16 protein-coding genes and 3 pseudogenes are annotated in these 18,547 nt (G+C 58.1%); 9 read left to right on the top strand and 10 right to left on the bottom strand.

All coding sequences use genetic code 11. The features are described 5' to 3' along the window. The first annotated feature begins 198 nt into the window (after window positions 1-198). The gene (locus B7X65_RS15175; protein WP_293595127.1) at window positions 199-546 is read left to right on the top strand and encodes a copper-binding protein; all 348 of its coding nucleotides are present in this window, start codon (window positions 199-201) and stop codon (window positions 544-546) included. A 175-nt stretch (window positions 547-721) separates the two neighbouring features. On the opposite strand, the gene merA is transcribed toward B7X65_RS15175, so the two are convergent. From merA to merT, 4 genes and pseudogenes are all read right to left on the bottom strand, one after another. Further along, window positions 722-2,404 carry a mercury(II) reductase gene (merA, locus tag B7X65_RS15170; RefSeq protein ID WP_293595126.1) on the bottom strand — a complete coding sequence of 561 codons (1,683 nt, stop codon included), beginning with the start codon at window positions 2,402-2,404 and terminating at the stop codon, window positions 722-724. A gap of 38 nt (window positions 2,405-2,442) precedes the next feature. Beyond that, a pseudogene (gene merC, locus B7X65_RS15165) lies at window positions 2,443-2,848 on the bottom strand (organomercurial transporter MerC). A gap of 28 nt (window positions 2,849-2,876) precedes the next feature. Then, the gene (gene merP / locus B7X65_RS15160; RefSeq protein WP_293595125.1) at window positions 2,877-3,152 is read right to left on the bottom strand and encodes a mercury resistance system periplasmic binding protein MerP; all 276 of its coding nucleotides are present in this window, start codon (window positions 3,150-3,152) and stop codon (window positions 2,877-2,879) included. A gap of 15 nt (window positions 3,153-3,167) precedes the next feature. Further along, window positions 3,168-3,518: a mercuric ion transporter MerT gene (gene merT, locus B7X65_RS15155; RefSeq protein ID WP_293595124.1), complete on the bottom strand. Its 351-nt coding sequence runs from the start codon at window positions 3,516-3,518 to the stop codon at window positions 3,168-3,170. A gap of 71 nt (window positions 3,519-3,589) precedes the next feature. Here merT and merR point away from each other — a divergent pair, with 71 nt between their 5' ends. The 6 genes from merR to B7X65_RS15125 all read left to right on the top strand — a co-directional run bounded on the left by merR (window position 3,590) and on the right by B7X65_RS15125 (window position 11,886). Then, window positions 3,590-4,045 carry an Hg(II)-responsive transcriptional regulator gene (gene merR, locus B7X65_RS15150; protein WP_293595123.1) on the top strand — a complete coding sequence of 152 codons (456 nt, stop codon included), beginning with the start codon at window positions 3,590-3,592 and terminating at the stop codon, window positions 4,043-4,045. A 290-nt stretch (window positions 4,046-4,335) separates the two neighbouring features. After that, a complete protein-coding gene (locus B7X65_RS15145; protein ID WP_293595122.1) occupies window positions 4,336-5,067 on the top strand; it encodes an L-2-amino-thiazoline-4-carboxylic acid hydrolase in 732 nt (243 codons plus the stop codon). A gap of 270 nt (window positions 5,068-5,337) precedes the next feature. After that, complete coding sequence (locus B7X65_RS15140) at window positions 5,338-5,736, top strand: hypothetical protein (RefSeq protein WP_293595121.1); 399 nt, start codon at window positions 5,338-5,340, stop codon at window positions 5,734-5,736. Window positions 5,737-5,813: 77 nt separating this feature from the next. After that, complete coding sequence (locus tag B7X65_RS15135; RefSeq protein WP_293595120.1) at window positions 5,814-7,100, top strand: TolC family protein; 1,287 nt, start codon at window positions 5,814-5,816, stop codon at window positions 7,098-7,100. Then, complete coding sequence (locus tag B7X65_RS15130) at window positions 7,097-8,737, top strand: efflux RND transporter periplasmic adaptor subunit (protein ID WP_293595119.1); 1,641 nt, start codon at window positions 7,097-7,099, stop codon at window positions 8,735-8,737. The genes B7X65_RS15135 and B7X65_RS15130 overlap by 4 nt, the downstream gene beginning before the upstream one ends. Next, the gene (locus tag B7X65_RS15125; RefSeq protein ID WP_293595118.1) at window positions 8,734-11,886 is read left to right on the top strand and encodes an efflux RND transporter permease subunit; all 3,153 of its coding nucleotides are present in this window, start codon (window positions 8,734-8,736) and stop codon (window positions 11,884-11,886) included. The genes B7X65_RS15130 and B7X65_RS15125 overlap by 4 nt, the downstream gene beginning before the upstream one ends. Window positions 11,887-11,898: 12 nt before the next feature. Here the strand turns inward: B7X65_RS15125 and B7X65_RS15120 are convergent, their stop codons facing one another. From B7X65_RS15120 to B7X65_RS15095, 6 genes are all read right to left on the bottom strand, one after another. Next, window positions 11,899-12,087 carry a hypothetical protein gene (locus B7X65_RS15120; RefSeq protein ID WP_293595117.1) on the bottom strand — a complete coding sequence of 63 codons (189 nt, stop codon included), beginning with the start codon at window positions 12,085-12,087 and terminating at the stop codon, window positions 11,899-11,901. A gap of 68 nt (window positions 12,088-12,155) precedes the next feature. Continuing rightward, a complete protein-coding gene (locus B7X65_RS15115; protein ID WP_293595116.1) occupies window positions 12,156-14,120 on the bottom strand; it encodes a sensor histidine kinase in 1,965 nt (654 codons plus the stop codon). Between the two features lie 981 nt (window positions 14,121-15,101). Beyond that, window positions 15,102-15,689, bottom strand: coding sequence for an isochorismatase family cysteine hydrolase (locus B7X65_RS15110; protein ID WP_293595115.1), 588 nt, complete (start codon window positions 15,687-15,689; stop codon window positions 15,102-15,104). After that, window positions 15,686-16,174 carry a DUF421 domain-containing protein gene (locus B7X65_RS15105; protein WP_293595114.1) on the bottom strand — a complete coding sequence of 163 codons (489 nt, stop codon included), beginning with the start codon at window positions 16,172-16,174 and terminating at the stop codon, window positions 15,686-15,688. Before B7X65_RS15105 ends, B7X65_RS15110 begins: the two co-directional genes overlap by 4 nt. 125 nt (window positions 16,175-16,299) lie before the next feature. Then, complete coding sequence (locus B7X65_RS15100) at window positions 16,300-16,680, bottom strand: VOC family protein (protein WP_293595133.1); 381 nt, start codon at window positions 16,678-16,680, stop codon at window positions 16,300-16,302. A gap of 297 nt (window positions 16,681-16,977) precedes the next feature. Next, a complete protein-coding gene (locus B7X65_RS15095) occupies window positions 16,978-17,499 on the bottom strand; it encodes an ATP-binding protein (RefSeq protein WP_293595113.1) in 522 nt (173 codons plus the stop codon). Window positions 17,500-17,887: 388 nt separating this feature from the next. Between B7X65_RS15095 and B7X65_RS15090 the strand changes: the two are divergent. Together B7X65_RS15090 and B7X65_RS15085 are read left to right on the top strand one after the other, a co-directional pair. Further along, a pseudogene (locus tag B7X65_RS15090) lies at window positions 17,888-18,121 on the top strand (IS110 family transposase); the annotation flags it as partial. Window positions 18,122-18,236: 115 nt separating this feature from the next. Continuing rightward, window positions 18,237-18,356, top strand: a pseudogene (locus tag B7X65_RS15085) (IS5/IS1182 family transposase); the annotation flags it as partial. Between the last annotated feature and the right edge of the window lie 191 nt (window positions 18,357-18,547).

The raw sequence follows: 18,547 nt of genomic DNA, 5'->3' as shown, positions 1-18,547 counted from the left end.
ACAGCATAGCTATGCGTTCCAGGACGGCAGGCTTGTCCACACCGACAGCATTGCACACAACACCCCGAAGCCAAGCCTCGCCATGACAGACGCGGAGCGCCGCCTGTTCCGGGAGCAATCCGTCAACTGATACGGAGCGAGGAACCGAGCCGGGTGCAGGCCATCCGGACGATCCATTCATATCCTTAGGAGTTTTCCATGAAATCGAAGATTAATGTTTTTTTTGCGTCGGCCGTGCTTTCCATGAGCGCTACTGGATTTGCCATTGCTGCGATTGACGCTCCAGCCGGCGCCCAGAACACGGGCACGGTGACTGCCACAACGAGGCTGACAGCCGGTGAAGTGCGCAAGGTGGACCTTGAACAGAGCAAACTGACCATCAAACATGAGGCACTCGAGAACCTGGGCATGCCTGGCATGACAATGGTGTTCAAGGTTCCGGAAGCCACACTGCTCCAGGGCCTCAAGCAAGGCGACAAAATCCTGTTCCGAGCTGAAAAAGGCGAAGCAGGCTTCACAGTCGTGGCGCTTGAGCAAGCCAAGTAAGGCAATGGGTCCGGGAGACAACGATTGGCCATCGACTCAAGCGTACTTCGATCTAGCCTGACCCAAAGGTGGAGAACGGCCACCCGCGGTATGTCTTGAGCGCAGGCTGCGCACCCCCTTCCTGTTGCACTGATTCAACCTGTCCGATCCGGCTATTGATGATGCAGGTGCAACTTCACCCCGCGCAGCAGGACAGCTGGTTCACATCTTTGTTGAAGGTCTGCGCGCAGAGCTTCAAGCCCTCGACCATCGTCAAGTATGGGAACAACTGGTTGGCCAGATCCTGCACGGTCATGCGCGAGTGGATGGCCAACACGGCCGTCTGGATCAGCTCGCCCGCATCCGGCGCGACCGCCTGCACGCCGATCAACCGCCCCGAGCCAATTTCAGCCACCAGCTTGATGAAGCCGCGGGTGTCGAAGTTGGCCAGCGCGCGCGGCACGTTGTCCAGGCTCAGCGTACGGCTGTCGGTCTCGATGCCCTGCTGGCGGGCCTCGGCCTCGCTCAAACCCACCGTGGCCACTTGCGGGTCGGTGAAGACGACCGCAGGCATAGCGCTCAGGTCGAGCGCGGCGTCGCCACCGGTCATGTTGATGGCGGCACGGGTGCCAGCCGCTGCCGCGACATAGACAAATTGCGGCTGGTCAGTGCAATCTCCGGCAGCGTAGATCAGCGGGCTGTTCGTGTGCATTCGTTTGTCGATGACGATGGACCCCTGTGCATTGACGGCGACACCCGCCGTTTCCAAGGCCAGGCTGCGCGTATTGGGTGTCCGGCCAGTAGCGACCAGCAGCTTGTCGGCACGCACTTCGCCCTGCCCCGTGGTCAGCACGAATTCGCCGCTCACATGGGCGACCTGGCGGGCTTGCGTGTGTTCCCGCACCTCGATGCCCTCGGCACGAAACGCGGCTGTGACGGCCTCGCCGATGGCCGGGTCCTCGCGGAAGAACAAGGTGTTGCGCGCCAGGATCGTGACCTGGCTACCCAGCCGGGCGAAGGCCTGCGCCAGTTCCAGCGCCACCACCGACGATCCGATCACGGTCAGGCGTTGGGGAATGGTGTCGCTGACCAAGGCTTCGGTCGAAGTCCAGTAGGGTGACTCTTTCAAGCCTGGAATCGGCGGCACGGCCGGGCTGGCACCGGTGGCGACCAGGCAGCGGTCGAACGCCACCACGCGCTCGCCGCCATCTTTCAAACGGACGACAAGGCTTTGGTTGTCCTTGAAACGCGCATCACCGTGCAGAACGGTGATGGCCGGGTTGCTGTCCAGAATGCCCTCGTATTTGGCGTGGCGCAACTCATCGACACGGGCCTTCTGCTGGGCCAGCAGAAGGCCGCGGTCAATCGCTGGCGCGGTCGCTGCGATGCCACCGTCGAATGGGCTTTCTCGGCGCAAATGGGCGATGTGGGCGGCGCGGATCATGATCTTGGACGGCACGCAGCCGACATTGACGCAGGTGCCGCCGATGATGCCGCGCTCGATGAGGGTCACATGCGCGCCTTGCTCGACGGCCTTCAGCGCCGCCGCCATCGCGGCCCCGCCGCTACCGATGACGGCGATATGCAGTCCACCCCCATCACCGCCAGCCTTGTCGCCGCCGCCCAGCCATCCCAGCGCCTTGCCAATCAATCCGCCCGGCACTGAAGTGGATGGGGCATCGGCGAGTGTGGCCTTGTAGCCGAGCCCGGCCACGGCAGCGGTGAGCGCCTCTGGCGAGGTGCCGGGATCGGTGGCGAGTTGCGCAGAGCTGTTCGGGTAGGACACGAGCGACGACAGCACGCCCGGCACTTTCTCCAGGGCTTCCTTGACATGTGTCGCGCACGAGTTGCAGGTCATTCCGGTGATACTCAAATACATTGCATCGTTCCTTTTCGTTTCGGCAACTGCCAATGCAGTTAGCCGTGTTTGGGTGGTAGTTCGCAGCGGCGGTTGGCCGGTGAGAGCAGATCCCAGATCGACACCCCGACCATCAAGGCCAGACCGACATAGAGGAGGTTCGCCGTCCACCAATTGCCAAAAAACAAGAGCATGGCCGCCAGCACGATAGCTGGGCCGACCATCCCGAGCAGGCTCCGGTGCCATTGCCTGTGACTCAGCCAACCTAGCGCATATGCCAGCAAAGCCGGAGCGGCAAACAAGGCATAGCCGGGTGATGAACAGGCCCTCGTACTCGCTCAAAAAGCCCAGCCCTATGGCCGTGCCGAAGCTGGCGAGAGCCGGAAAGCAGGCCCCGCAGCCCATGGCGGACACGACGGAGCCCAGCCCGCCGGCCTTGTTGCCTATGGAGTCGAGAAGGTTTATGGTGATTCTCCAGAGTTGACGGGGTGGCTCAGCGCTTGACGCTGGATGGGTAGCCGGCGTCCTCGGTCGCCTTGGTGAGCTTCTGCACACTGGTCCTGCCATCGTCGAAGCTGACAACGGCTACCCGTTTCTCGTAGCTCACTTCAACCTTTTGCACGCCATCAACCTTGGAAATTGCCTTCTTGACGGTGATCGGGCAAGCGGCGCAAGTCATGCCCGGTACGGACAGAGTGACGGTCTGGGTAGCAGCCCACACGGGCGCAATGACGGCAACCAGGGCAAGGGCGGAAAACAACTTCTTCATGATGGGCTCCTGTGGTCAATAAAAAAGTGGTGCGATGTACGGGAATCCGAGCGCGACCATAACCAGTGCGGCCACGACCCAGAAAAGGAACTTGTAGATCGCTCGTATCTGAGGAATCGCGCACACGTCTCCCGGTTTACAGGCTTGCGCCGGACGGAAGATGCGCCGCCAGGCGAAAAACATGGCCACCAGTGCCACGCCAATGAAAACGGGACTGTAGGGTTCCAGCGTCGTCAGGTTGCCGATCCATGCTCCGCTAAATCCCAGGGTGATCAGCACCAGCGGCCCAAGGCAGCAGGTGGACGCGAGGATGGCGGCCAGCCCTCCAGTGAAGAGCGCCCCGCGCCCATTTTGCGGTTCAGCCATGTGCGTTTCCTTTCGAATCTGAATGGGATGGCGTAAGCTTACTTCCGTAGTCATGTACGGAGTCAAGCGATATGAAAAGCGAGTTGGAGAATCTGACCATCGGCGTTTTTGCCAAGGCGGCCGAGGTCAACGTGGAGACAATCCGGTTCTATCAGCGCAAGGGGTTGTTGCCAGAGCCCGACAAGCCTTATGGCAGCATCCGCCGCTATGGCGAGGCGGATGTCACGCGGGTGCGGTTCGTGAAATCAGCCCAGCGGCTGGGTTTCAGTCTGGATGAAATTGCCGAACTGCTGCGATTGGAAGATGGTGCGCATTGCTCGGAAGCCAGTAGCCTGGCCGAGCGCAAGCTCACGGATGTGCGCGCGAGAATGACCGACTTGGCGCGCATGGAGACCGTGCTGTCTGAGTTGGTGTGTGCCTGCCATGCGCGCAAGGGGAACGTTTCCTGCCCTCTGATCGCGTCGCTGCAAGACGGAACGAAGCTCGCTGAGTCGGCGCGGGGGAGTCACGGGTTGGCTACGCCTTAGTGTGCTTTATTTTCGGTTTTCTGAGACGCCCCATATTTACTCTTTTAAATCAATAGCTTAGGTTAATTTTTTCGAATTTTTCAGAAATCACGGCTACTCCTCGGATGTGCGTAGCGACAATTGGAGCCACAAAGGCAGAACGACATCATGCAACGAGAAGAACAGCATCTGGCTGGCGTGGGTATGAACCACGACCAAAACGCGGGCCACGGCCACCAGGGCAGGCCCATCAATTCAATGAAACTGCTGAGCCCGTTCGTACTGCGGAGCAAAACGAGTACACCTACCCAATGCACCCGCAGGTCCATCAGATCGGGACGCGGATTGAAACAGAGTTCGTCATGCGCCGAAAAATGAAAACAGACGCCCATCTGGATCCCGCCCTTGACGCCCGGCGTCGCTTGGGCACCCTCCTGTTCACGGTACCCAAGCTGTTGAACCGACACTTGCAGCCGGTACTCGGCTGGCGACGCTTTGTCCTCATTCCGAAACTCTTCGCTCTCGCAGGAACTTACAAGAAGCAATTCTCGAAGCCAGGCGACGACGCGCAACTGCGGCGGGTGAAAGACACTTTCCTGCTGGTTGGCGTCCTGTATAACGAACTGGTGAAGGCTCAGGGCGCCGAGCGGGCACTCTCCACAACCCAGTCCTTTCTGCACGACCTGGGATGTGCCGTCCAGCGGAAGGCGTACTTCCCGCCTGGCGGAAAGGCACGAACTTGGGATTTCTTCCACGATGCGCACGAAACGCAGATGCGGGAAGGTTTCATCAGTACCAACGAGAACGACGGCATCCAACGCTCGGACTCCCGGGTCACGCTCGACATCGTCCGGTGTCGGTTCCACGAATGTTTCAGGGACATGGGCAATCCGGCGATCACCCTGGCATTCTGCCGTTCAGACGAAACGGTTTTCAACGAGTATTCGCCGATCATGCGCTTCCATCGCGGCAACTCCCCAGTCAACACGATTGCGAGAGGCGCGCCGCGGTGTACGTTTATCTACGAACGGGTGTCGACCTGAAGCCGACGGGCTCGGACTATTTCAGCGCCAGTGTGAGTCTGATTTGCGGTAAGTCAATTGGCCGTCTGCTGAAGGCGTAGAAAATCTGGAAAAATGAGTGTGCTTACCCTAAACGCGGGTTAGACCGGCTTCAACGAGCGCGCATGGCTATCGCAAGCTCAACTTAGGTTCCGATTGATAAGCTAGGGTCGGCATTGGTTTTCGGGCACCGATCGCCGAAGACGGAACTTTCCAGCGCTTCACCGGTCACATGTCCCTTAAACTCAAGCAATGATCCGAAACCGCCGCCAACGTCTGATCACAGTGCTCTTCGCACTGGTAAGCCTGCTGTTCATGCAGCTGGCGGTGGCAGGCTACATCTGTCCCGGTTCTGAACCAAAAATCGCCGAAGCGTCCGCGATGTCCGAGGCCGGAATGCCCTGCGCCGAAGCCATGCCGCTCAACATGGACGATCAGCAACCCAACCTGTGCCAGGCACATTGCCAAGCGGGTCATCAGTCAGCCGACAAGCATGAGCTGTCCTCCCCCGTTGCCATCAGCGCTTTGCCTGCCAACTTCAGTTTGCAGATTGCCCTCCCGGTGTTTTCTGACGCGCCGCTGCAGGCGCCTCATCTGCAGCGCACCACCGCTCCCCCTGTCGCCATCCGGAACTGCTGCTTCCGCCTCTGACCTCCCGGACCACCTGGCTCCTGTCTGCTGCACCTCCCCGTGCATCGGCAGGTCGTTGTTCGTGCTCTGGAGGTTTTATGTCTATTTCTTTTCCGATTTCCCGGATCACGGCCGCCGCCTGGATGGTGGCCATCGCTTCTGCGTCGTGGGCTGCTGATCCTTTGACCCTGATCGAGGCGCAGCGCATTGCCGTTGATCGATCCCAGCAATTGGTCGCCCAAGAGGCACTGACCGCCGCCGCCAAGGAACAGGCCGTGGCGGCCGGCCAGCTCCCCGACCCGGTGCTCAAACTCGGCATCGACAACCTGCCGGCCGACGGCGCGGACCGCGGCAGCCTGACACGCGATTTCATGACCATGCGCCGCATCGGCGTCATGCAGGAAATCACCCGTTCCGCCAAGCGCCAGCTGCGCTCGGAACGCTTTGAACGCGATGCGCAGCGAGTGCAGGCGCAGCGCCAGCTGACGCTGGTGAACCTCCAGCGCGACACCGCGCTGGCCTGGTTGGACCGGTATTACACCCAGGCCATGCGCGAGCTGGTGCAGCAACAGCTCGAAGAAACCCGGCTGCAAATACAAGCAGCCGACATCGCCTTTCGCGCCGGCCGGGGGAGCCAGTCCGACGTGTTCGCCGCCCGTAGCGCGGTGATCCAGCTGGAGGACCGGGTCAGCCAGATTGGCCGGCAGTCACGCAACGCCGGCCTGATGCTAGCCCGTTGGGTGGGTACGACGGATGCGGATCGACCGCTCTCCGGCTCTCCGTCCTGGCAAACCACCTCCCTTCAGATTGGGGTTTCAAGCGAGCACATAAAGCAACACCCTGATCTGCGAGCGATAAGTGCAGAAATTGACACTGTGGAAACCGATGCACGGCTGGCCCAAGCGAACAAACAAGCCGACTGGAGCGTCGAAGCCAGCTACGCCCAGCGCGGTCCGACTTACTCCAACATGATCTCCATCGGCGTCTCCATCCCCTTGCAGTGGGACCAGAAGAACCGCCAGAACCGCGAGCTGGCCGCCAAGCTGGCCTTGGTCGACGAAGCCAGGGCCCGCTACGAAGACATGCTGCGTAACCATGAGGCCGAGGTGCGTGGCTGGCTGAATGACTGGCAAACGGGCAAGGACCGGGTCACCCGGTACCGAAATGAGCTGATACCGACAGCCCGGCAGCGCACCGAGGCCGCGCTGACCAGCTACCGCACGGGCAAGAGCGACCTGGCCGGGGCATTGGCCGCGCGCCGAGATGAGCTCGACATCCACATGCAGGCCCTGACGCTGGAAATGGAAACTGCGCGTTCCTGGGCCCAGCTCAATTTCCTCGTCCCCGAACACAGCATGCCGGCACAAGCCAAGGAACAGCCATGAACAAGAAATACCTTATTGCCGCGCTGATCGCTGCCGGTGTACTGGGCGCTGCAGGCTATGGCCTGTACGCCCTGGGCATGAAAAACGGCGGAAACATGGCCGCCACCGCCATTCCAGGTGAAGCGTCGCCGACCCCAGCGGCGACACCTACAGCTGGACCCCAGAGCGTTGCCGAGGGCGAAGAAGCCACCCGCCGCCACATCAGCGCAGGTCTCAAAGCGGGTGATACCGATCCCGTCAGCGGGCGAAAAATCCTGTACTACCAGGACCCTATGATGCCGGGCAACAAGTTCGACAAACCCGCCAAGTCCCCGTTCATGGACATGATGCTGGTGCCGGTCTATGCAGACAGCGATTCCGACCAGGGCAAGGTCACCGTTAGCTCCCGGATTCAGCAGAACCTGGGGGTGCGCACCACAGTAGTCACCGAAGGCACGCTGTCGCCTCAAGTCTCTGCGGTCGGCAACATTGCGTTCAACGAACGCAACCAGGCCACGGTGCAAGCCCGGGCGACCGGCTATGTCGAGCGCTTGCATGTGCGAGCCACGCTGGATCCGGTAGCCAAGGGTCAGCCTTTGGTGGACCTGTATGTTCCAGACTGGGTGGCGGCTCAGGAGGAATTTTTGTCCCTGAAACGCATGCAGGGGAATGACCTCGGTTCGCTGGTCGACGGCGCCCGCCAGCGTATGCGCCAGGTCGGCATGAGCGACGAGCAAATCCGCCTGGTGGAGACCAGCGGGAAAACGCAGGCTCGCACTACGATCACGGCGCCATTGGGCGGCGTGGTGGTGGAACTGCTGGTACGCGAGGGCATGACGGTGTCGGCGGGAATGACCCTGTTCCGCATCAATGGGCTTTCTTCCGTATGGGCCAACGCCGAGGTACCCGAAAGCCAGGCGGCGCTGTTGCGACCGGGTGCCAAGGTGCAAGCCCGCAGTCCGGCCGTGCCCGGGACGACCTTCGAAGGCAAGGTGCAAGCCATCCTGCCGGACGTCAATGCGGCGACGCGCACGCTCAAAGCTCGATTGGAACTGGCGAACCCGGGCTCACGCCTGGTACCGGGCATGTTCGTGACCATGCAGTTCATGGACATGCGGGCTGAGAAGTCCTTGCTGATCCCTACAGAAGCCGTGATCCTGACCGGCAAACGCACGGTCGTGATGCTGGCCGAGGAGAACGGACGCTTCCGGCCCGTTGATGTCGAAACAGGTATTGAAAGCGGCGGCCAGACGGAAATCAAGCGCGGCCTGCAGACGGGCCAGCGGGTGGTGGTGTCGTCGCAGTTCCTGATCGACTCGGAAGCAAGCCTCAAAGGCGTGGAGGCACGGCTCAACGAGGTGCCGAAACCCCCTGCCTCCGGCAGCGCACCACGACATACAGGCCAAGCCAAGATCGACGCCATTAGCAATGACGCAATCACTCTGTCCCACGGGCCGATTCCATCCCTTAAATGGGGAGCGATGAGCATGGACTTCAAGGCACCTCCGCCCCAAGAGCTACCGCGTAACCTGTCTGCTGGCGATACCGTAAATTTTGAGTTTTACATCGACCCTGAGGGACTGCCTCAGCTCACCCGGGTGTCGCCTTCGGTTGCCGCAACCGCCGCAACGCCAGCGGCCTCGAGGAGCACGAAGTGATCGCCGGGCTAATTCGCTGGTCCATTGGCAACCGCTTCCTGGTGCTACTGGCCACGCTGATGATCGCGGCCTGGGGCGTGTACTCGGTGATGAGAACGCCGCTGGACGCCCTGCCCGATCTCTCAGATGTGCAGGTCATCATCCGGACGACTTACCCCGGCCAAGCACCCCGCATTGTCGAGAACCAAGTCACCTACCCTTTGACCACGACCATGTTGTCGGTGCCTGGCGCCAAGACGGTGCGCGGTTACTCCTTCTTTGGTGACTCCTACGTTTACGTGCTGTTCGAGGATGGAACCGACCTCTATTGGGCGCGCTCTCGCGTTTTGGAGTACCTGAACCAGGTCCAGTCACGCCTGCCGGCCGCGGCCAAGGCCTCACTGGGGCCAGATGCCACCGGCGTTGGCTGGATCTACCAGTACGCCCTGATTGACCGCAGCGGCAAGCAGGATGCCGGGCAGTTGCGAGCTCTGCAAGACTGGTTCCTCAAATACGAACTCAAAACCGTGCCCAATGTGGCCGAGGTCGCCTCGATCGGCGGCATGGTGCGCCAGTACCAGGTCGTTCTGGATCCGGACAAGCTGGCCGCCTATGCGATTCCGCATACGAAAGTGGTGGAAGCCATCCAGAAGGCCAACCAGGAAGCCGGCGGTTCGGTGCTCGAACTTGGAGAAGCCGAATACATGGTTCGAGCCTCGGGCTACCTGCAGAGCCTGGAGGATTTCCGCTCCGTCCCACTAATGACGTCGGCAGCAGGCGTCCCAGTGCGCCTGGGTGATGTGGCCCGCATCCAGATCGGCCCCGAAATGCGCCGTGGCATTGGGGAACTGGACGGCGAAGGCGAAGCCGTCGGCGGCGTGATCATCATGCGCTCCGGCAAGAACGCCTTGGAGACCATCGCGGCTGTCAAGGCCAAGCTCCAGACTCTGCAGACCAGCCTGCCCAAGGGCGTTGAAATCGTGCCGACTTACGACCGGTCGGGTCTGATCGAGCGTGCCGTGGACAACCTCACCTTCAAGCTGCTGGAAGAATTTCTGGTTGTGGCCGTGGTGTGCTTCATCTTCCTGTTCCACCTGCGCTCGGCGTTCGTTGCGATCATCTCGCTGCCGCTAGGGATCCTGGCCGCCTTCATCGTGATGCATTACCAGGGCGTCAATGCCAACATCATGTCGCTGGGTGGCATCGCGATTGCCATCGGTGCAATGGTGGACGCTGCCGTGGTGATGATCGAGAACGCCCATAAACATCTTGAGCATTGGGGTCGCGATCACCCGGGCGAAACGCTGCATGGCGAGGCGCGCTGGCGGGTCATTGGCGACGCGGCGGCTGAAGTCGGGCCGGCGCTGTTTTTCTCGCTGCTGATCATCACCTTGTCGTTTATTCCGGTGTTCACGCTGGAGGCCCAGGAAGGACGGCTATTCTCGCCACTGGCATTTACCAAGACCTATGCCATGGCGGCGGCGGCCGGGCTGTCGGTGACCTTGATTCCCGTGCTGATGGGCTACCTGATCCGCGGCCGCATTCCCGATGAAAAGTCCAACCCCCTGAACCGCCTGCTGATTGCCATCTACCGGCCGATGCTGGAGGTCGTATTGCGCGCACCCAAGCTCACCTTGCTGGCTGCTGGGGTCGTCCTGGTCATCAGCCTCTGGCCGCTGCAGCATATCGGCGGTGAATTCATGCCGAGGCTGGACGAAGGTGATCTGCTCTACATGCCCTCTGCGCTGCCAGGCCTGTCGGCCGGTAAAGCCAGCGAGTTGCTGCAGCAGACCGACCGGCTGATCAAGACCGTCCCCGAGGTCGCCAGCGTGTACGGCAAAGCCGGCCGCGCCGAAACCGCGACCGACCCGGCGCCCATGGAGATGTTTGAGACCACCATCCAGTTCAAACCGCGAGAACAGTGGCGTGCCGGCATGACCCAAGACAAGCTGGTCGAGGAACTGGACCGCATCGTCAAGGTGCCTGGCCTGTCCAATATCTGGGTGCCACCGATTCGCAACCGCATCGACATGCTGGCGACCGGCATCAAGAGCCCGGTAGGTGTCAAGGTGGCGGGGACCGATCTGATCACAATAGACCGCCTGACTGGCGAGATCGAGCGGGCGCTCAAAGACGTTCCCGGCGTCACGAGCGCCTTGGCCGAGCGGCTGACCGGCGGTCGCTACATCGATGTCAATATCAAGCGCGATGCGGCATCACGCTTTGGCCTTAACATTGCCGACGTGCAATCGGTCATCAGCACAGCCGTAGGCGGCGAGAACATTGGTGAGACCGTCGAGGGTCTGCAGCGCTTCCCGATCAATGTGCGCTATCCCCGTGAAATCCGGGATTCACTGGAGAAGCTGCACAGCCTGCCCTTTGTAACCGAGCGCGGGCAGCGCCTGGTCCTGTCCGACGTGGCGGAGATCCGTATCACCGACGGTCCACCCATGCTGCGCAGCGAAAACGCCCGCTTGTCAGGTTGGGTCTATGTGGACATCCGGGGTCGCGACCTGCGCTCGGCCGTGCAAGACATGCAAAAAGCCGTCACCGACAAGGTCAAGCTACCGCCAGGCTATTCCGTCTCCTGGTCGGGGCAGTTTGAATTCCTTGAGCGCGCGACGGCCAAGCTCAAAGTGGTGGTGCCGTTCACCCTGCTCATCATCTTCGTGCTGCTGTATCTCACTTTCAAACGGTTCGATGAAGCGTTCCTGATCATGGCCACCCTACCGTTCGCTCTCGTAGGGGGCATTTGGCTGCTGTACATCCTGAGCTACAACCTGTCGGTGGCCGGTGCGGTAGGGTTTATCGCCTTGGCCGGTGTATCTGCGGAGTTCGGGGTGATCATGCTGCTTTACCTCAAATCGGCCTGGGATGACCGACTTGCGAGAGGCAAGACCACTACGGCCGATCTGCTGGACGCGATTCAGGAAGGTGCTGTATTGCGTGTGCGGCCCAAGGCGATGACGGTTGCTGTGATCTTGGCTGGCTTGTTTCCCATCATGTGGGGTACAGGCACAGGTTCCGAGGTCATGCAGCGCATTGCGGCACCCATGGTCGGTGGGATGATCACCGCCCCCTTACTGTCCATGTTCGTTATTCCAGCCGCATATCTGCTGATGCGGCGCCCTTCGTCCGGCGAAATGAAGTTGACAACATTTTGGAAATGAAAGTGTCAACACTCAATCACTTTCCTTAATCCATGCGGGTTCCGGGTCACTATTGCAATCCGTCGATTTCAAAAAATCCGCAGCTCGGTGGCTTTTTTCGGCCTTCTCTATGAAATGAAGTGCCAACAGGCTGTTGAATTGCGTTGAAGTCTGACCCGAGGGGATGCGGACAAAAACTTGGACTACCAGGAGGTAGTTCATGTATTCATACGAAGACAGGATTCGAGCGGTCGAGCTCTGCACCCCGCCTTCGCTTACGTGCTGATCAATCAAGTACCAACTGTACTAACGCTGAATTTTCTCTCCTCAATAAGACCGTCACCCAGCGTAAAGTAGAAACACGCGCCTTCACCCAATGCCGCCTCCGCCCAGATTCGGCCACCATGCCGTTCAACTATCCGTTTCACAATCGACAGACCGATACCAAGTCCAACAAATTCATCGGCACGATGGAGGCGCTGAAAGGGCTCGAACAAATGATTTGCGTGCGCAGGATCAAACCCGGCGCCATTGTCACGTACAAAGTAAATTTGCTGACCATCCACTGACTGAGAACCGATGCAAACCTTCGGATTGATTTCTTTTGACGAAAATTTGCATGCGTTAGACAGCAAATTTGAAAATACCTGTCGCAATAACACCCGGTCCGCCAAAACGGGCGATTGATCGGCAGGAATTTCTACCAGGCAATGCCTGGACATCACCTCAGGCATTTCTCGTACGACATTGCATACCAACTCGGCAATATTGACCGGTTGTTTATCCAGCGGCTTCCTCCCGAGACGCGAGAGCCTGAGTAAACCCTCAACCAACTGCTCCATCAAAATAACGCCGGAACGAATTCTGGAGAGGTACTGTCCAGCTTTGTCGTCAAGTTTCCCCTCAAATTTGTCAGCGAGCAACTTCGAGAATCCATCTACTACATGTAGCGGGGCGCGCAAATCGTGTGATACAGAAAAGGCAAATGCATCCAAATCCTTGTTCGTTACTTCCAGCTCGCGAGAGTAAGTACGAAGTTGGTGATTCGTCTTCTGCAAATCGTTTGCTTGGGCTTGGAGTTTGTCAGCCATTTCGTTGAAACTGACTCCAAGCCGGGCCAGCTCATCATTGCCTCGCACTGCAACTCGTACATCGTCCACACCGCTGGTGAGAGCTGTGGTCGCGTCACTAAGAGCTCTGATTGACCGGAGAATGCTCGCTGCAAAAAATAATCCCAAGCCGGCGGAGATACCCATGATTGCCAAAACAAGCAAGAGTTTTTCTCGCGCAGCCTTAGAAATTTCGGCCAAGATATTTTGTTCTGGGACCATGTAAAAAACAGTCCACGGCACGCTGGACAAACGATGTGCCACACCAAAGTTAACGGCATTGTTCAGTGGCGATGACCCACGAAATACCTCAGAATCGGTGCCTGCCGCGCGGGCGCGTTCAAAATGTTGCGGAAAAGCGTGCACATCTCCAAGAAATTCCCGCGTGCGGTCACCGAACCGGTTCACCGCCACCTGGCTTTCCACCTCATCCCGCCCGAGATCACCGCTTGGTCGGTAAAGCAAAGACTCTTCCCGCGACGTCCCGATCCGAATGCCCAGCTTGTCATACAGCACCGCAAAGCTGTTGGGCCCCGCCGTCCCGTGGGAGGATCGTAGAACTTTCCAGAACACCTCTGCGTGCACCCCCATGGCCACAATGCAAATGACCCGGTTCTGGTCATCACGTACGGGCTCCAAATAGACAACTGTCGGCTGCAACTGCCCCTGTCGGATCCCGAAGGCTATGTCGCTGGTGACAGATTGGCCGCGTAGCGCCTTGATGACATTGGGCCGTGTTGACCGGTCGGACCCGACAAGCGATTTCTCTGATGCAACGACTATTCGGCCAGTACCGTCCATGACAGTAAGTCCGTGAATAGCAGCATCGCTCTTATTGAAAGTAGCAAAAATCCCGAGCAAGCGATCCTGATGGTCTTGGCGCCCATTCTCAGGCGCAACGCAGTACGCCTTCACGGCAGGCAGGTTTGCAACACGAACGGCTGACTGCCGGTATCCGTTGTGCGTACTGTCCATTTCGCGTGAGATCTGCTCCGCACGTGCGGCAAGCAATGCTTCTGCATCTTTGATCCCTTTCTCACGCATTTCGCGAATGTCAAAGAAGGCCGACACACCCAGTGGAATCACCGATGTCGCCATCAGTAACCCAGCCAGTTTGGACCGTAAAGACAATTCACCAAGAAGCATTACTCATCCTATTCCTTTGGCCCACTTGCAGCCATTCGTCGGCCTGCAAAAATAAGAAAAAATACTCAATAGTCCATTTCTTCCGATAATTTATTCAAAAAAATGGGGAACTTGGAGTAAACACTAGCCCAGAACTTCCATGGAAGATGTGGTGCACCGAATTTGTAATAGTTTTAAATCGGCGGCCCGCAGACTTAGCGATTCGGAAAGACTCAAAAAAACTGAGTTGAAATTTCAATTTGTAGGCCAGTTTGTGGGGATATAAACTTGCATTCACCACAGAGGAGTAAAAAATCCGCCGGAGAGAAAAACCAGCATGCCTAAATCAAGTTGCATTGACAAGCTGCGGGCGGCGATTCAAGCGGAGCGGCTTAGTGGTCAGATAAATTTGGACCGCGATCGTGCGCTGCACGAAAAAATGATCGCCTATCAACAAGGAGGGCCTGCACCCACGGCAGAAGAATTAGTGCAGTGGCCTCAGGTCTACAGGAGACTTGAAGTCATACGTCAATTGAAAATGCCGTCTTGTCGGAGAGAGAGTGAGCAACGGCCCCGCAATATTTAAGACCTAAAAGAAATTCTCTAGTCCCTGAAATTGGCCCGCGGATCGCTGGGAGTTTTAAATGAACAATTGAGCTTAGCCTCAAGCCGCATGTGTGTCAGCTCCTGGGAGCGTGGCATCAAAAGCCAAAAGCCCAAAGCTCAACAAGGCCGCCGCGCTGGCTCACTGCCCAAGCCCACCAAAGCTCTAGTGCTACGCTGGGAAGCCGGCAGCCAGCTCGCACCGCGAAGGCCGTCTCGCCAGGCAAATACCAAGCGCCACCGCAACACGACGTCTGCACGCCCAAGTAGGCAACAGTGCATTGCCGGGATCAAAAAAAAGAAGGAGCAGTTTTGTCAGCCTTTATGCGATGGAGCCATCGATTAGGAAACTAATAGGGTGACCAGCCCGGCCGGCCATTGCAGCAGACTCCAAACCTCTTATCGCCCCTCACCTAGCAATGACGGACCATCAATAAATAGCGAAGATGAGATATCACTCTTGAGCACCCGCTGCATATATTTCAGCGCCTGTTTCTTCGCTGTGGCGGATTCTGCAGCCGTGCAGTCTTCAGGAACGTGCGTGCTGTAGCCTTGGAGGAAAGCATCGGCTACTGTGAGCTGGACACAGATATCCGCTGCGAGCCCCGTTACGATAATGCGTTTGGCACCAATACGGTTGAGAAGATAATCCAGTGGTGAACCCAAAAACGCTGAATGTCGAGGTTTGAGAACGGTTAGATCGCCTTTTTGCGGCGTTAACGCTCTCGCGATCTGAGCAGATTCGCCCCCACCTTCACTGACTTTTTTGACAATATCTCTGAAATTCGATTGCCAGCTACCGAAGTTGTCGTTTGCGTAGATCGTTGGAATCCCGCACTTTTGCAACCTTTGCTTTAATGCGGCTGTCGAATGGGCGGCCAACAACGCTTCGGACGCTAGATCCCCGGCTCCGGGGAAATCTAGAGGGTTGATGAAGTCAACGAGCAGCAACACGCAACCCGCCGAGGGCAGGTCAGTGTCATTCATTGGGACCCCGCATGCACATCATTGCCCGAATTCTTCAAGATGCTGATTTTTCCATCAGCCTCCAGGAAGGCAAATCGCATCTCCTTGCTATCGCAGTCGGCTTCGCGCAAAGCCTGTTCCATGTCTGCCAGGGGAACGCGCTGCCGGTTGAGAACGTCACGGTAGACTTGGCCATCCCTCCCAACCAGAATAGGACGGCCTTCCAATAGGTGCTGCACCTGATGTATTCGGGACGTCACTAACGCCACCGCCATGTTAAGAGTAACCAAGGTGAGAGCAGCAAGTAGCCCACCAGTGATTGACTCTTCCCCACCGTTGAGCGCTGATGAAACCGACTCGCTCAAAAGCATGACAACCAGCAGATCAAACGGCGTGAACTGGCCGACAGTTCGTCGACCTGAAACACGTACCATTGCCAGCAGCGCCAAATAAATAAGGGTGGCTCGTACAGGTAGCTCCCACCAGTTCACCCCAAGTTCAAACATTCGGCTTCCTTCGTAATTGATGTCGAGCCAAGTTAAGCCAGCATGCGGAAGGGTCGTGAATAAGAGATGGCTGTTGTATGTCCATTTGTCCAGCATTGCCCTTGAAGTTGAGCCCTCAGTAAAGGCTACCTCCAGACGTTGGCATGATCCTCAAAGTCAGAACGCTGAGGCCGCACGACGCAAAATCGCTGGCCTGTCGGCGCCTCCATCACCCACCAACGCTTGATCTGCGCGACGCGTCGCGCGCCCAGGCTCTCAAGACGCACGACCTCCGCCTCAATATCGTTTGTTTCGATATCAATATGCACTCGGCTGGAATGGGAGACTGACTGAACCAACACGGTTACTTCTCCTGGCGGCGTGGCCAGTTGGCGATAGTTCGAGTTTTCGGGGTCAGGGAGTTGCTCAGCTACCCCTCCCAATGCTTTTGACCAAAATGCAGCGGCTGCCTCCAGATTTTCGGTCTGACAGTCGATGACGATTGTTGCTAGCCGGCTTTGATGCATGTTCCCCGATTCCTCATTATCTCGATGGAATTGTGGACATCGTATGGTCCCGCTTTCGGCCGATTTTGTAGGACGGGTTCGATGCATTTTGGGAGAAAACTGCATTTGCTCCTGAATAGCAGGCCCGGTGCGCCGTCGAGTCACTTTGAACCGCACCTTGGTCAAGCCGAACTGGCGCTTGATCACGCGAAACGGATGCTCCACCTTGGCCCGGATGCTGGTCTTGCGGTGTTCTTCCTTCTGGATCCGGTCTTTGCCCTGCCTTCGGGTACCCGAACGGCCTCAGGCAGAGCTCATTCAGCCGTAGCGGACTACGTTAAAGCCCTCATCCGCGGCGGGTGCGACGAAATGACTCGTAATTTGGTCGAAATCCTCATCACTCGTTTCAAAGGGGTTCCCTCCTGATGTATTGCGAGCACGTAAACGGGCCCTACAGACTTCGTCGGAGACGTCAAGATAGTGCAGCAGATGTGACGAGCCCGCTTTCTCGAAGATCTCGCGTGCCCAAGCTCTTGTGCGGGTGGTATTTGATGGGAAATCGAGCACGACCGAAATTCCGGCGGTGAGCAGTGCTTCGATGTGGCTGGCCATCGCCCCACGTAATCTACCGGCACAGCGAACGTAGTCCAAGATGGCATGAATCTCGTTCGGATACAGACGTGCGAGCCAATCATCTTCGCAAATGAGAACCGTCATCGGCTCCATCGCAAGGCGCCTGGTCAACGTCGATTTTCCGGAGCCAATTTTTCCGCAAACCATGTGAAATACTGCTGGCGCGGAAAAGGCTTTCGCATTTTGCGTCGTTTCGAATGTACTCATTGCGATCTCCAGTGACTTTGAGAAGCCCCGGAAGACAGAAAAAAACCCGCCTCACGGGGCGGGTTGCTTATGGCTACACAGGCCGCGCGCTAACCCACCATCTTTCGAATGGTGTGAATAATCGACGCAATTTGCGAGCAAGCCATAGTGAGAAATGATAGCGGATGCCGGAGGTCTTGCCAAGCCATGTACGGCTGCTACCTACGTACCCTAGGGCGCGCGGAGGGGTTCGGCATGTACGTCCGTTGTTGGCCGCATTCTGCCATCTAAGCAAATGTCTATTGCTTGACCGATAGAAGCAAGTCGCTCTGCCGTGTAAGTCAGTAGTCAACATGGTCAAGAGCAGAACTTTTAGGGTTGCCGGTCAACGATTACCGGCACAGATGGTCAAGTAGACCGGAATATGCAGCCAGAATTCGGCTTGATTATTCCGCAGGGTATCGGTCACATTGCAATCCGTGCTCCCGAACTCATCGAAGATGCCACCAATGAATTGCCGGGATCATTCCGATTACTCGTTGAACGGCCACTCGATCACCTGAAGGTATTGGACAAGCAGGTAATTGAGTTGGAAGTCCAGATCAAGGCCTGGCATCGAGACAGCGAACTCAGCCGAAAGCTAGAGTAGCCACGATCGGTGATGCCAGGTGATCGAGTAGTGCTCGCCTTGGGCGCAGGACCTGACCCAGCAGCGCGGGCGCGGCTACAAGTACCTGAGCCAGATGCAGCACGAGATCAACCGCCAGCGCTCCAGAGTCAGGGCGTGGGTGGAACACGCCATCGGGGTGATCAAACGCATCTTCGGCTTTGCCAAAGTGCGCTACCGGGGTCTGGCCAAGAATGGCAACCGCCTGTTCGTGGCGGCCGCGCTGGGTAATTTATCCACCGTTATTCACCGTCAGAGGGCCCCTACTGGATGGCCTGCGGGCACAGGTGCGCCCGCTGGGGCCCCAAACGCGCCGCCAAGGTTCCAGAGGACCTCCTTTGACACTCAATCCACTTCGAATCCGCAGCTGGTCGACCCGTTGCGGGAGAAATCAGTGCTTGA

Source organism: Polaromonas sp. 39-63-25 (assembly GCF_002278925.1).
Classification (GTDB): domain Bacteria; phylum Pseudomonadota; class Gammaproteobacteria; order Burkholderiales; family Burkholderiaceae_C; genus Polaromonas.
The sequence above is the reverse complement of the archived record's forward strand: the minus strand, read 5'-3'. Positions and strand labels throughout refer to the sequence as shown.